The sequence below is a fragment of the Paucibacter sp. B51 genome, assembly GCF_027863535.1.
Lineage (GTDB): Bacteria > Pseudomonadota > Gammaproteobacteria > Burkholderiales > Burkholderiaceae_C > Paucibacter_A > Paucibacter_A aquatilis.
Genome location: NZ_JAPIVN010000001.1, coordinates 456589 through 469879, shown reverse-complemented (window position 1 = coordinate 469879; position 13291 = coordinate 456589). Strand labels below are relative to the sequence as shown.

The following is a 13291-nucleotide window of genomic DNA, read 5'->3' as shown; positions in this document are numbered from 1 at the left end:
ACCTGCTACAAGAGCGCGTTGAGAGCGGCCAGTTGTTCTTGGCTGTCCATGGCGGTCAGACTACGCACGGATAGGCGCTTGTCAGCAATAGATGCCAAGCCTTGCGGCGCCTCTTTCCAATACGCGATGAGTCCAGTGGGCGCGGGTTGCCCAAGGGACGCGCGCGAGGCGTCGCTAACACACAGCACGGCCGCCAGCGCTTCGTCCTGATCCACAAAGGTCATGCGAAGGGTCGGCACGACCTTGGTGTCGACAAGCATACACAGCTGCGTAAGCCGTTCGGCAACCGCTGTAGCGGTGAGGTGCCAAAGCAAAGCGTGACCGAGTTCGAAATCCTCACCAAGGCAGAACTCGATGCGCGCATTCACGGCTCGCAGTACACGGACGGCGAGACGAGATACATCGTCGAGCTGCCACCCCGTGACAGGCGCGACCGGCGGCAATCCTTGGTCAACGCTGTTGGCTGCCAATCCCAGGTGCTGAGCCAGTGCTTCATAGTCTGGTCCCACGCGAATAACGGTGAAGCGCCGTCGCATAGCAGCATCCACTGGAGCCACGGACCGGTCAGTGCTGTTCATCGCCGCAAGGATGTGCACGCCCGCTGGAAGTCGCACCTCGCTTGCGAAGTTCTCGGCCGTTCCGGGGACGTCCCAATATGGCTCTGGGACGGGCATCTTCTGTCCCGGGTATGGCCTGGTGATGCGTGCGCCCGCATGGGACGAGGAACTGCGCTTGTCTTTGTCCAGCAAGCTAAGGCAATCGCCAAAGATGGCCGCAGCCGAGCCACGATTGAACTCGTCGATGACGAGAAGGGCTTGGCGATTCCCTTTGCCTACCCAATGGCTGAGACAAAGCAACGGACCCGGCTTGGCCTCAAGCGAGATGCCATGTTGGCTCGAAGTTGGGTAGAGACCGGCAACGAAGTTCTCGTAGCTGTATGAAGGATGGAAGACGAGAACTTCGCTTCTGGACTGAGGCGCGTTCCAGACAGACCAACTGTTGCCCCAGGCTGTCGTGTCGAACAACACGGTACCGACCGGAGCGGGATAGTCGTACAGCGCCTGAAGGTCTTCAAGGGCGACGGTCTTCCCTGTTCCAGGGGGGCCAACGAGCAGAACGTTGGGCTCACGTTGCAGGGCCTCTTGAATCCGCGATACCAATGCAGGAACACGGGGGGTAGGACGCGGTCCCAGTGCTGCGATGGCTGGCAGAACTATGGTCCCGGACCCGTCGCCATTCGGGAGTGCGTTGATGGCGTCTAGTACGACTGTGGGCAGTTGAGCGAGAGCTCTGTCCGCAAACTGAGGAGCCGGATTGCGGAAGTAAGTTCGCACATGCAGCTTGTGGTCCTCGCCAGCTAGCTTCACGGCGACCAGCCATGGCTCTACACCAGACGCGTTGATAGCCGCGTGCTCAGCGTCAGCCGCCGCCGGCTCCTGGAGTCCAGGGTTACCTGGAATGCTGACTTCTGCAGTGTTTGTGTTCCCGATGGTCCAGGGCAGCGGCTTCTGGCCCGTTGGCCACTTCATCTGCCAACGTGGGTCACGCCAAAGGAATTTTCCTGGGCAACGTCCCGTGGGCCACACGTACTCAATGTCGGTGTCTTGAGTGCGCGAAGCCGGCAGCACACCTGCCAAGGCGTCGCCGGCCGCCTGAAGAACTTGGAAGAAGTCCTTGGTGTATGTCGCGTTTGCGTCAGTGGGGAGCCGCCCATACACCGCGCGAAAATTCGAAGCGGTGTACTTCGCGAAGAAAACAGCTTGTACGGCCTGGATAGTCAACTTTTGGGTCCTCCCACAACCACCACTTCTGGCGAATCCTTAGGCTGCACATGTCGCTTCGTCTGAGCAGCGACTGAACGCCTCGTTGTGAAGGGCACAACGGTAGCGTGCGAGAAAATTTCTCTGATGTGCTCGTTATCCCGGTTCGATACCATCCAATGAACACCCTTCTTAGTGAGGTGTTTACAAAGGTCGGCTAGCTCTTCGAGGTCATTCTTTCGAAAGCGCTTCCCGTTGTATCCAGCGAACTTGCTGGTGTCCGAGATGGGAAGGTATGGCGGGTCAAAATAGATAAAGTCGCCGCGCTCAGTGTTCTTCGCTGCATCACGGAAATCTGTTTCTCGAATCGTCACTTCTTGAAGCGCGAGACTCACAGCGGATAGAAATTCGACGTCCACCCCGCGGAAATCTCGAGCACCCCAAGGAACGTTAAAGATACCTTTTTGGTTTTCTCGCCAGAGGCCATTCCAGGCGGTTTGGTTGAGATAGAAAAACCGAGCAGCGCGTTCAAGGTGATGGTCAGGAGACTCGTCGCGGATAACGTAGTAGGCGTCCTCGCCTTGCCTCTTGTAGTAGGGCTGAATGTGCTCCCAGAATGCCCTCGGCTCCCGCTGAATAACGCGCCAGAGGTTGACTAGCTCGGTGTTGAGGTCCGCCAGGAAGCAGGCCTGCGCTCGATTGCGCAGCGCAAAGAACATCGCACCGGACCCCAGGAACGGCTCATGGTAGTTGCGGAACTTTGAAGGAACTAGCGGCAGAAGGGCGCCAAGAAGACGGGACTTGCCTCCCGCCCAGCGCAAAAAGGGTTTTGCCGTGGGCGCCTGCTCGACCCCATTTACGTCTTGAAATAGCAGCGACTCTTGCGCTGCTGGGCGTGAAATTAGTCTTTCCACTTGGATTACGGCTTCATTCATGTTGTTTTCTTTTCTCTGGTCCGTACTCAGTGAGGCGTTGATGTCATTTCTTTTTCGATCCGTTCTGGGCCCGCCGGCACTCCTAGCCCTTTGGCTTGGCAATAGTCTTCGATGAGTACCTCGAGCATGTTGGACAGCGTTCGCCGCTCATGCGCGGCGGCAAGCCGCAAAAGCTCCTTAACACTCGGGGCCATCCTCAAATTGACCACTTCAGTCTTACGCTCAGACATCTTGCTTGCCTACAGCTTGCCTTTACAATGAGTAGACTGTACCTCAAGTCTCTGCCCAGCGCGTAGTGTGAAGCAGAGGTGGCTCATGGCGTGAGCCATCAAGTGAGAATGGTCGTGGGATTGACCACGTCGCCCTAGGCAGCGAAGCTTTAGTCACCGAGCCTGAATGCGGCAAGGGCATCATCTAGGCGGAAGGCAGCCGATGTCACAACCGAGGCAGAGTCGACGCGATGAGGTAGGTTCGCGTGCTATAACATCGGACTACTGATGACCAACTGGGAGAGCGCCTTGAACACAAAGACATCCAGCTTCCCCTCAGTAGTGGCAGCGAAGCGCGCCGCTACTAGCCAGTTGGGCTACTACCAAGCGATGATGGCACCCCAGGCTGTCAAGTTGGCTGCCAAGCCGGCGAAAAAGGCTGCCGTGAAGGCAGCTCCGGGGAAGAACCCGAAGAAGTGAAGTCCGCAGAGACCGCTAAAAGCCACCCGTGAGGTGGCTTTATTTTCAGGGGGGAGCAATGCTGTACTCAGACGGTGATTTCAAGCGCGCGAAACCAGAGGAAAGTCCAGCGCAAGAACTCGGACGCAGCGACTTCCGGCGCGACTACGGCAGGCTGCTTCATAGCCCCTCGTTTCGACGTCTGCAAGGGAAGACGCAACTCTTCCCTGGTCATGAATCTGACTTCTTTCGGAATCGCCTTACGCATTCGCTGGAAGTCGCTCAGGTCGCCAAAGGAATTGCGCTAAAGCTGAACGCGGATACTGAATGCTTCCGTGAGTTTCCCATTGATACTGACCTTGTCGAACTCGCAGCATTGGCACACGATTTGGGACATCCGCCATTCGGCCACAATGGTGAGAGAGCTCTCGATGACTGTATGAAACGGGCCGGAGGTTTCGAGGGCAACGCGCAGACTTTGAGGCTTCTCAGTCGGATCGAGAAAAAAGTTCTCGACGACCCTAGCTCAGAGGCGGATGCCTCGGACCTATGCGGAATTTCCCGCGACGGCACTGACCGGCGCCTGGGGCTGAATTTGGCGTACCGGTCCCTTGCCGCCGTCCTGAAGTACGACAAGGCCATTCCAGTACAACGCAAGGCATCTGACTCACTGGCGAAGGGGTATTACTCATCGCAGAGCGACTTGGTCAAGAAGATCAAGGCCCACGTTGGCAAGCCACCGGCCGAGTTGAAGACGTTCAAGACCGTTGAGTGCCAAATCATGGACCTTGCGGATGATATTGCTTACTCGACGTACGACCTTGAGGACGCAATGAAAGGGGGCTTTTCGCATCCGCTGGCCATCCGGACCAGGCTCGGAACTGACAAGGAACTTGTCGAGCGAGTGCACGCGAAGGTTCAGAAAGAAATTCCTGATGCAACGGAAGTTGAAGTCTTCAGGACATTGCAGGCACTCTTTGATTTGGGCTCGACCGAGGGCAGTTCATCCGCCGATGCCGCAACGCTGTTGGCATTCAATCACTCGATGTTAGTCGCCGGTCAAGGCAACGCCCGAGTAGGATTTACCTCGAATCTAGTTCAAAAGTTCGTCAGCAGCATTAGCGTCAAGCCGCTATCCGGCACGGCGCTGAGGTTCTCGAAAGTATCCTTAGAGAGAAGCACGCAGCTCGAAATTGAGGCGCTCAAGCACCTGAACTACGAGCTGATGATTATGTCGCCCCGACTTAAGGTCGTTGAGTACCGGGGCTACGAACTCGTTCAGACCATCTTCGATGCGCTGAACAACGACGATGGGCACCTGCTGCTCCCGGAGGACTATCGCCAGATGCATGGCCGGGCTACATCCGTCGAAGGCCGGATGCGTTTGATTTGCGACTTCGTGGCCGGTATGACGGACCGCTATGCCGTCGAGTTTCACAGCCGACTCAAAGAATCCGGCGCCTCGATTTTCAAGCCCATCTGACAGGCGCGCTTGTAGGGGCCGCAGTAGTGCGGCCGCCTGGGTCATGCGAGATGAAGCCCCCTGTTTAACGGGTAGGTGTTGGACCCAACGCGGGAAAGAGTACGGTGCAAGGCGATCAGCACGGCAGTTAGGTCTTCGCCCGGCTCGGGAGGGCCACCGAATTGTCGGCGCAGTAACTCATTCAAGCGTTGGCAGAAGTGGACATTCAGGGCTCCAAGCGAAGGGGTGGCTGGAGTCCATGCGCTGCACGGCCGTTTTCCGCGCACGACGGCTGCGCGTGGCCACTCGTTTAGTACGTCATGAGACCAGTGATGCTGATGGCCCTGATTGGCACCCTCAGCCTTCTTGCCACGGCACGCTGTGCACGGCCCACGAGCCCATCCGGCTTGCCCGACCCAGGAACCATCGCAACGATCTCGATGCATCCGGAACTCTCATTGCCACCCGGCACGCGAACCACGTAGCTGACGCGCTCAGACACGGCTGTTCCTTTCTAAACGACCTCATACAGAGATAACGCTCGAAGCGCGATTCATACCGTATCCGTACCGTACTGGTGTACTGGATACTGGCACGATTCGAACCCAAGCGGCCACCCCGCCAGTGCCTTTGCTCAATCTGAGGTGCTTAGCATTCCCTGCAGCAGCTTTGCACGCACGCAGTCGACCAGAGTTTCGACCTGCGCCTCGGTCAAGCATGTGCCGGGCGTGAGCGGACTGACATCCAAAGCAGCCCAGCTCTGCACGTCGCCAGGTTCCCCACCCATGGCGACCGCAACGCGCTGCATCACCCAGTCGAATTCCTCGACAGCAAGGTCCCAGCCGCGCTTCACAACGCCAGCCCGAAGCCGCCGCAGGAATTCCCGTTGGCTCAACTTCGCGTACTGGCCACGCTTGCGCTGCGCGTGCTCGGTCAGCTTCATGGCCAGGTCCCGGCAGGCGTCGTAGCGCACCCAAAGCTCTTCATCGGTCATGCCACCAACGAACCGACCGTCGATCTTGCGGACGATGAGCTTGCTCTGCGCCCCGCTGACGGAGCCACCGCTTGAACGTGGGAAGTCAGCAGGTACGAGCTCGATGACGGGCTTGTCCGATGTCATAGCGTTGCGTTCCCTTCGGCTGCCTCGACACCTTTGAATACCGCCTCCAACGGCATCGAAAGGTCGATGCTGCGCAGTGTCATCACGCCGTCCCTCGTCTGGTCCGCATAGGAGCACGCACCGGTCTCGCTCATCGTGAAGACTTCGACCCGACGGTCGACGGCATCAATCAGCGCGTACTCCTGCAACGACACAAGCGTGCGATACGCGTTGAACCTATCGTGCCGGTCGCCCCGCTTGTTCGGCGACCGGATTTCGATCACGAGCTTCGGGTCATGGACAAGCTGTTCATCGCCTGCCGCCGTCTTACCGCAGGTCACCAGGACATCGGGGTACAGAATCGACTCATCTGCCTGCACTTTCATGCCTATGGCAAAGACTTGGCAAGCTGAGCCGTCGAGGTGCTTGTCGATGCGGCTCGCTAAATTCATGGCGACCCGGTTCTGGCGAGCAGGGACGTCGCCCAGGCGGAGAACGTGGCCTCGACAAAACTCGAAGCGCGCGGGTTGGGACGCTTCCCAGGCGAGAAATTCCGCCAAGGTCATTTTCTGAAGGAGCATGCTCATTGCGCCGCCTCATCGGAACGGAATAGATGGATGCCAAGCCGCACGGCGGGAGTGCCACGTGACAACGGCCTCTCGGTTGTTCAATTGCGTCCCTTTCGCATGCAGCCACCGACATGCAGCCTCAATCCTTCAATCGAGGTTGTGGCGACACAACCGCCAGGGCTTGGTCGAGCTCACTGTCCTCCAGCAAACGGCCCTTGGTCATGTCGACCAGGCCCTCGAGAGCGGCGTGGGCAAGGGCCAAGGCAGCACGCTCGGACAACTCGTTGAGCTGATCCGGGTTTTCACTGCTGGGTGCCCCGTCGTTCGGTCGCGAATTCATCACCGTGCCTTGATGCTTTCCGGATCATGAGTACGCGCCGCTCTCCAAGCGCGCCAGTAGCTCACTGACGATCTGTGGCCCGTCCGAGCGGAGCAGGTAGTCACCTGGGCTCACCCCGCCCAACGCGGGATGCGCAGCTTGCAGCCAGGCGCCCATCCATGCCGGCGCGTTGAAGCCCGCGGACTTGCCTGCACGGTCGACCATCTCCTCGGCCTGACCAATCAGCCGGGCCATCCAGAGCAGGCGCAACCCCTGGTCCAACTCGAGCGTCTTACCGGGCACCGGCTTCATGGCTGCCGTTACGGACAGTCCGGCCCACTCGGCAACGCGCTCTGCCGGAACGCGCATCTCATCAGCCAAGTAGCGCACCAGTCGCACGCGCAGACTAGCCTTCGCGAGCAGCGCCAACTTCTCCGGGCCAACCAACCACCAGTCACGATACTGACCTTCGAATAGCGGGACGACCGCCGCGGGATAGCCGATGTCGTTGGGCGCGGTGTCGTCGGCGTCTTTCAGTGGCAAGAACTGGCCGGAAGAGCATTCGCAATGCCGGCAGTGGGTGATGCTGTAAGCACGCTCCTCATCCACGTCGACGAGTGCGGTCGGGCGAACAATTTGATGGAGCACCCGACAAACTGGGCATAGGGCAAGTGTCATTAGAGTTGATCCTTTCCGCGCCCGAGCCAACGCATACGCTGGCCCCGCGGCATTCACTAGCAGACCGACCAGGTCGACACACATGTCTCCGAGCCCGCCTTTGCCCAGAGCGTCACTGTCCGGCGGACGCCTTGGTGCCCTTGAACTCTGCGACTTGGCGCAACAGGACTTCTCGCTCGATTGCTTTGTGGAGCAACTTCCCGTACGACTGGCCCCGAGCCGGCCGCTCTGTTTGCTGGGCGCCCTCGACTACACCGCAACAGATCAGTTCAGATAACTGAGAGACGGCTTGCTCAGGGGCGTCTGGGCAGAATTCGAATCCTCGGTCATCGAGAAATACGGCAACTGCAGCTTCGCCGAGTGTGCCGATCCAAACTTCACGAATTGAACGAAGCACCCAGTCACTGCCATTGGCTGTTAAGCACAGGATGTGCAGGATTGGCGTTCGAGAACTTGCCAGGTCGTGCGCGACTTCTTTGCCGGAGTCAAACATGGATGTGTCAATGTGCGACTCCTCGCCAGGGTTGCCCACTCTGAGGACGATGACCCAAGGTTTTGTTGTCTCTGGGGACCGGTAGGCAGATTCGGCAATCTGGAGGATGCTTGGTGAGTAGCAGGTTGTGTGCAAGGCGAACTCCATCTAGGCAAATCCGGTTGTCGAAGGGGGGCGGGTGCGGGCGGGGCGAGTGTGTGAAGCCGTCAGAAGGCGAGGCATTGGGCCGAAGGCGACCCGGCCGTAACGACACGCTTAGCGCCCACTCTCCTCAATAATGCACACTATAGAGGATTTATTCAAGTTAACAGAATAGGAAGACTGTCCCGTTTTAACGATGGGCAGGTATGGTTTCTTCACCAGAGTGGGACTTTGCGGTCGGCCTCGCCGTGGCCACTCTGCGTTTCAAGACGTCGCAGACCCAGGAAGAGTTAGCCCACGCCGCAGGCATTCACCGGAATTACCTAGCCGACGTTGAGAGGGGCAAGAAGAGCCCGACGATGGGGGTGTTCTTCGCGCTGTCGTTGGCGCTCCAAACCACGCCAGACAAGCTAGCCCGCCAAGCGCTGGGCTACCTAAATGACCCAAACAAGAGGGATGCTGCGCTTGCTGCGCTGCCACTGCGGCGCCGTGGCCGGCCCAGGGTGAGCCGCTAGTGCCATCGCGATGCGGGTCGTGGTCAAAGCTGATCTGCTCGGCGATTGGTGAATCAAGTGGACACGGGAAGAGCTATCAACCTAGCTCTCCTCCTCCATACGTCCTTGACTCCCAATAGCCCCGACAGGGCTTGTCCCACCACAAAACCCGACTATCGCGCGATTGTTTGGGGCTGCGTCAGGCACCGCCACCAAGAGGTGATGACTGACCGGGCCGAGTATTTGCAACGACGCGAGCCACCTCCAGTGCAACCAGGCAGACTGCCGTGCACGCCGGGAGGCAGTGCAGAACTTCGTAGGGTAGACCGTCGATGAGATGTCAGAACGTGTACTTCCACCGTTGGTTCAACGCGGGCGATTGGAAGCTTTAAGTAAGCACTCAGATCGAAGGGCACTAAACCCCCATTCGATGCGGCGCTTGGAGCGCCGCAGAAGCGATACCACAGCAGTTTGAGTAGATGCCCGAAGAGCATCAAGAAAGAGTAGCATCTTCGGTAAAGGTACTGCCGCTAAGTTGTTGCTGGAGAATAATAAGTATAAAAACTAGGGACGTTCCTGTTCTCGTTCTGCCCACCCGGGCCGCTGGCGCGGATGAAGCTGAAATCCAGCTCCCAGTCGGCGGGTGTCCAGGCGAGGTTCATCGCAGCCCCGCCTTCTGGGCTTCAGTCACCGTGCACCACGGTGACGGGCACGCGCTTGGTCAGGGCGCACATCAGCTCATAGCCGATGGTGCCGGCGGCCTTGGCCACCTCGTCGATGCCCAGCACGGCGCCTCGGCTGCTCTGGCCCCAAAGCGTCACTTCGCTGCCGAATCCGGCCTGGGGCAGATCGCTGAGGTCCACCGCCAGCATGTCCATGGAGACCCGACCGACCGTGCGGCTGCGCAGGCCATCGACCAGCACCGGGGTTCCGGTGCCGGCATGGCGAGGGTAGCCGTCGGCATAGCCGCAGGCCACGGTGCCGATGCGCATGGCTTTGTCGGCGGTGAAGCTGCTGCCGTAGCCGACCGTGTCGCCGGGCTGCAATTGCTGGACGCCGATGACCTTGGCGCGCAAGCTCATGCCGGGCTTCAGGTCCCAGTGTGTGGCGTCATGCTCGGGGTAATCGGGCACGCCGCCATAGCTCATGATGCCGGCGCGCACCCAGTCGGCGCGCACATGGCCCAGCTGGTTGTAACGCAAGGTGGCGGCACTGTTGGAGAGTGAGCGCTCACCGGGCAGGTCGGCGGTAGCCGTTTGGAAGGCGGACACCTGGTGGGCGATGCCATCCTGGCCGAAGCGCTGGGCATCGGCGTCGGAGAAGTGGGTCATCAGAGAAATTTCGTCCACCTGGGGCAGGGCGTTGAGCCGGGTCCAGGCGGCGCGGAAGGCTTGCGGGCTGAAGCCCAGGCGGTTCATGCCGCTGTTCATCTTCAGGAACACGCGGTGCGGCTCGTGCGTCTTGTGCATGGCCAGCCAGTCGATCTGTTGCTCGCAGTGCACGGCGTGCCAGAGCTTGAGGCGGGAGCACAGCTCCAGGTCGCGCGCTTCGAAGCAACCCTCCAGCAGCAGGATGGGCCCGCGCCAGCCGAGGGCGCGCACGCGCTGGGCTTCGTCCAGGTCCAGCAGGGCAATGCCGTCGGCGGCCCGGAAGGCCTCGAAGACATTTTCGATGCCGTGGCCGTAGGCATTGGCTTTGACAACGGCCCAGACCTGGGCGTCCGGCGCGCAGGCGCGGGCGCGGGCCAGGTTGTGGGCCAGGTGGGGGAGGTGGATGAGGGCTTCGATCGGACGTGGCATGCCCGATATTGTGGCACCCGCGCCTGTGCTTCGCGGGATGGCAAAAGTTCGGTGAAAGTGCTGCGTGCTATAAACCGGGCGCGGCCACGGGCGTGGCTGCAGCCTGGGGAAAACCCGGAATCAACCGTCCCAGCTTGACCGTCGGCGCGCATCCGTCGTCTCGCTCATTGCTCGACATTTCCCCGCAGTACCGATTGGGTTCATGAAAAAAGGCTTCTTTTCCATCATGTCGGCGCAGTTCTTCAGCTCGCTGGCGGACCAGGCCTTGCTGGTCGGCGCCATCGAGTTGTTGAAGAGCACAGCGGCACCGGCCTGGCAGATTCCGGCTCTGGGCCCGATGTTTGCGCTGTTCTATGTGGTGCTGGCGCCGTTTGTTGGCGCGTTTGCCGATGCAGTGCCCAAGGGCAAGGTCATGTTCTATTCGAACCTGATCAAGATCTTTGGCTGCTTGATGATGTTGTTCGGCGCCCACCCGCTGCTGGCCTATGCCGTGGTGGGCCTGGGCGCTGCGGCCTACTCGCCGGCCAAGTACGGCATCCTGACCGAGCTTCTGCCGCCTTCGCAGCTGGTCAAGGCCAATGGCTGGATCGAGGGCCTGACCATCGCATCCATCATCCTGGGCATTTTGCTCGGCGGACAGCTGGTGGGGCCGCATCTCTCGCCGATCTTGCTGAGCCTGGATCTGCCATTTATCAACACCGGCATTGACACCGCGCCCGAGGCGGCCATCAGCAGCCTGGTGATCCTGTACCTGATCGCGGCCTTCTTCAATCTGAGCATCCCCCGCACCCAGGCCCCGCTGCAGCCGCTGGCGCACAGCCCGGTGGAGCTGGTGCGTGATTTCGCCTCCTGCAACTCCCGCCTCTGGCAGGACAAGCTGGGCCAGATCTCACTGGCCACCACGACCTTGTTCTGGGGCGTGTCGGCCAATCTGCGCATCATCGTGTTTTCGTGGGCGGCGCTGGCCCTGGGTTACAGCACCACTCAGGCTTCCAATCTGGGCGGCGTGGTGGCGGTGGGCACGGCGGTGGGTGCTGTGGTGGCCTCCATCTACATGCGCCTGGACCGTGCGACCAAGGTCATTCCGCTGGGCATTTTGATGGGCGTGCTCATCATCGTGCTGAACGGCATCACGCATCTGTGGGCAGCGATTCCCTTCCTGATCGTGCTGGGCATGATCGGCGGCTACCTGGTCGTGCCCATGAATGCGCTGCTGCAGCACCGCGGCCACAACCTGATGGGCGCCGGCCGCTCCATCGCGGTGCAGAACTTCAACGAACAGGCCTGCATCCTGGGCCTGGGCGCGCTCTACACCGGCATGACCCGCATCGGCTTGTCGGCCTACATCGCCATCTCCATCCTCGGCTTGATCGTGGCCGTGACCATGTGGCTGGTGAAGCGCTGGCATGAGCGCAACTGCGTGGAGCACCGCGAAGAGGTGGAGCGCCTGCTGGTGCTGGCGCGCTGTGACGAGTGCCACTGAGTCGTCGGAAGGCTGAAAAGAACAATCCCGCCGCAGGCTGTACGCCCCGGCGGGATTTTCTTGTGCGGCGCCCTGGCGGGCGAGTTTGCTCAGGGCCGCTTGCGCACGGGTTCGACGGTCTTGACGCCGCTGAGCACGGCCTCGATGTGCTCCGACCAGGCACGGGCGATCTTGAAGCAGCCGCTGTGATTGAGGTGGATCTCGTTGTGCCAGTCGCCGCTGCTGCCGCTGGTGCCGGGTGTTGCCGGGGCCAGGGGCACGGTGGTCGAGTCAAACACATGCAGGCCCGGGAACTGCTCCTTGTCCGCGGCCATGCTCTTGAGCAGCTGGGCCAGGTGGAAGACCATCAGGCGGCTGACCGCGGCCCAGTCGGCGCTGGGCAGGGCATAGGCCTTGAGGGCCGGGTAGAGCCAGGGGCCGGAAGCACCCAGGCCGCTGTCGTCGGCGCCGGCCGGGCGTGGCATGGGCACGGCATAGCAGTGCATGAAGACCGGCTTGCCGGCCGAAGGGCCCTGGTCGCGCAGGGTCAGCAGGTGGCGGACATTGGTGCGCAGGTAGTCGCTGTAGGTCTGCCAGCCGGGCTCTGAAAAATAACGCGCCACCCCGGCGGATGGGGCCCCCCACTCGGTCTGGTGGCGGATCAGGCGCAGGTGCAGAGGCACATCGCTGCCGTCGGCCGCATGGGCAGGGGTCTGGGCGGCGGCAATCAGGTCATTGCCGCCGACCGAAAGCAGCACGCCGTCCCAGACCGGCGCGCCATCGTCGCTGAGCAGGCTGACGAAATCGGCGGCCGATTCCAGGTCCACCATATGGCTGAGCGCCTCGCCCGAGCCGGCGCAGTTGACGGCACAGGCCGGGTCCTTGAACACCATTTCCTGGAGCAGATTGGCATGGGCGTTCAGCTTGGCGGCTGAGGTGGAGAACCAGGAGTCGCCCTGGGCCAGCAGGCGCCAGCGGTAGCTTGTCAGGTCGGGCGCCGAGGTGGACGACAGGTCCCCCGGCTTGAAGCAGGCCAGATGATCCAAGGAAGACTCTCCCTTTGTAGCGAACAACGACAACAAGAAAACTCGAGCTTGCGGACGGGCAGACGGTGGCTTCCAACGCGTGAAACACCCCCTGCGGATTGCTTGCGATTGAAAGCCAGGCGGCCTTGTTTCGCCATGCTATAAACCCTGGGCATTGTTGGCTGGCGAGCGGTCTTCTTGCCAGTTGTTTTCGGCGCTTTCCAGCCCTTTTTTCCCGGCCTGTTGCGGCCGCCCAACCGAGCCTGTGTTCGCCTGGCCCTCCTGCCGCGCTGCGTCGCCGGCTTGTCATGAAAGCTGCGCCCGCGGCCGCCTCCCTCTCCCTCATTCCGACCCCTCTCGGCCGCCCTGACCGCGGCCCGCTCTCCT

The 13291-nt window shown here is 60.8% G+C and carries 14 protein-coding genes; 4 read left to right on the top strand and 10 right to left on the bottom strand.

Features of this window, described 5'->3' with window-relative positions; translation table 11 throughout:
• Positions 1-5 precede the first annotated feature (5 nt).
• The 3 genes from OOB33_RS01915 to OOB33_RS01905 are packed head-to-tail and all read right to left on the bottom strand — an operon-like array spanning position 6 to position 2889.
• Positions 6-1781, bottom strand: a complete 1776-nt coding sequence (locus tag OOB33_RS01915; protein WP_271007433.1) for an AAA family ATPase — start codon at positions 1779-1781, stop codon at positions 6-8.
• A complete protein-coding gene (locus tag OOB33_RS01910) occupies positions 1778-2695 on the bottom strand; it encodes a DNA adenine methylase (protein ID WP_271007432.1) in 918 nt (305 codons plus the stop codon). The genes OOB33_RS01915 and OOB33_RS01910 overlap by 4 nt, the downstream gene beginning before the upstream one ends.
• Positions 2696-2721: 26 nt before the next feature.
• Positions 2722-2889, bottom strand: a complete 168-nt coding sequence (locus OOB33_RS01905; RefSeq protein ID WP_271010002.1) for a ribbon-helix-helix domain-containing protein — start codon at positions 2887-2889, stop codon at positions 2722-2724.
• Between the two features lie 324 nt (positions 2890-3213).
• Between OOB33_RS01905 and OOB33_RS01900 the strand changes: the two genes are divergently transcribed.
• Both OOB33_RS01900 and dgt read left to right on the top strand, forming a co-directional pair.
• Positions 3214-3384: a hypothetical protein gene (locus tag OOB33_RS01900; protein ID WP_271007431.1), complete on the top strand. Its 171-nt coding sequence runs from the start codon at positions 3214-3216 to the stop codon at positions 3382-3384.
• 58 nt (positions 3385-3442) lie between these two features.
• Entirely contained in the window at positions 3443-4846 is a 1404-nt protein-coding gene (gene dgt / locus OOB33_RS01895) for a dGTP triphosphohydrolase (protein ID WP_271007430.1), read from the top strand.
• Positions 4847-5459: 613 nt separating this feature from the next.
• On the opposite strand, the gene OOB33_RS01890 is transcribed toward dgt, so the two are convergent.
• The 5 genes from OOB33_RS01890 to OOB33_RS01870 all read right to left on the bottom strand — a co-directional run bounded on the left by OOB33_RS01890 (position 5460) and on the right by OOB33_RS01870 (position 7983).
• Complete coding sequence (locus OOB33_RS01890) at positions 5460-5945, bottom strand: hypothetical protein (RefSeq protein WP_271007429.1); 486 nt, start codon at positions 5943-5945, stop codon at positions 5460-5462.
• Positions 5942-6511, bottom strand: coding sequence for a Uma2 family endonuclease (locus tag OOB33_RS01885; RefSeq protein ID WP_271007428.1), 570 nt, complete (start codon positions 6509-6511; stop codon positions 5942-5944). Before OOB33_RS01885 ends, OOB33_RS01890 begins: the two co-directional genes overlap by 4 nt.
• Positions 6512-6632: 121 nt before the next feature.
• Entirely contained in the window at positions 6633-6833 is a 201-nt protein-coding gene (locus tag OOB33_RS01880; RefSeq protein ID WP_271007427.1) for a hypothetical protein, read from the bottom strand.
• A gap of 24 nt (positions 6834-6857) precedes the next feature.
• Positions 6858-7490 (bottom strand): antitoxin Xre/MbcA/ParS toxin-binding domain-containing protein, encoded by a 633-nt coding sequence (locus tag OOB33_RS01875; protein ID WP_271007426.1) that lies wholly within the window; start codon positions 7488-7490, stop codon positions 6858-6860.
• Positions 7491-7602: 112 nt separating this feature from the next.
• Positions 7603-7983: a hypothetical protein gene (locus OOB33_RS01870; protein ID WP_271007425.1), complete on the bottom strand. Its 381-nt coding sequence runs from the start codon at positions 7981-7983 to the stop codon at positions 7603-7605.
• Positions 7984-8330: 347 nt separating this feature from the next.
• Between OOB33_RS01870 and OOB33_RS24480 the strand changes: the two genes are divergently transcribed.
• Entirely contained in the window at positions 8331-8639 is a 309-nt protein-coding gene (locus tag OOB33_RS24480) for a helix-turn-helix domain-containing protein (RefSeq protein WP_442952981.1), read from the top strand.
• Positions 8640-9301: 662 nt separating this feature from the next.
• Here OOB33_RS24480 and alr read toward each other — a convergent pair.
• Positions 9302-10417 (bottom strand): alanine racemase, encoded by a 1116-nt coding sequence (gene alr, locus OOB33_RS01865; RefSeq protein WP_271007424.1) that lies wholly within the window; start codon positions 10415-10417, stop codon positions 9302-9304.
• Between the two features lie 202 nt (positions 10418-10619).
• On the opposite strand from alr, the gene lplT reads away from it, so the two are divergent.
• Entirely contained in the window at positions 10620-11900 is a 1281-nt protein-coding gene (lplT, locus tag OOB33_RS01860) for a lysophospholipid transporter LplT (RefSeq protein WP_102769122.1), read from the top strand.
• Between the two features lie 89 nt (positions 11901-11989).
• On the opposite strand, the gene OOB33_RS01855 is transcribed toward lplT, so the two are convergent.
• Positions 11990-12925 carry a hypothetical protein gene (locus OOB33_RS01855; RefSeq protein ID WP_102769123.1) on the bottom strand — a complete coding sequence of 312 codons (936 nt, stop codon included), beginning with the start codon at positions 12923-12925 and terminating at the stop codon, positions 11990-11992.
• Between the last annotated feature and the right edge of the window lie 366 nt (positions 12926-13291).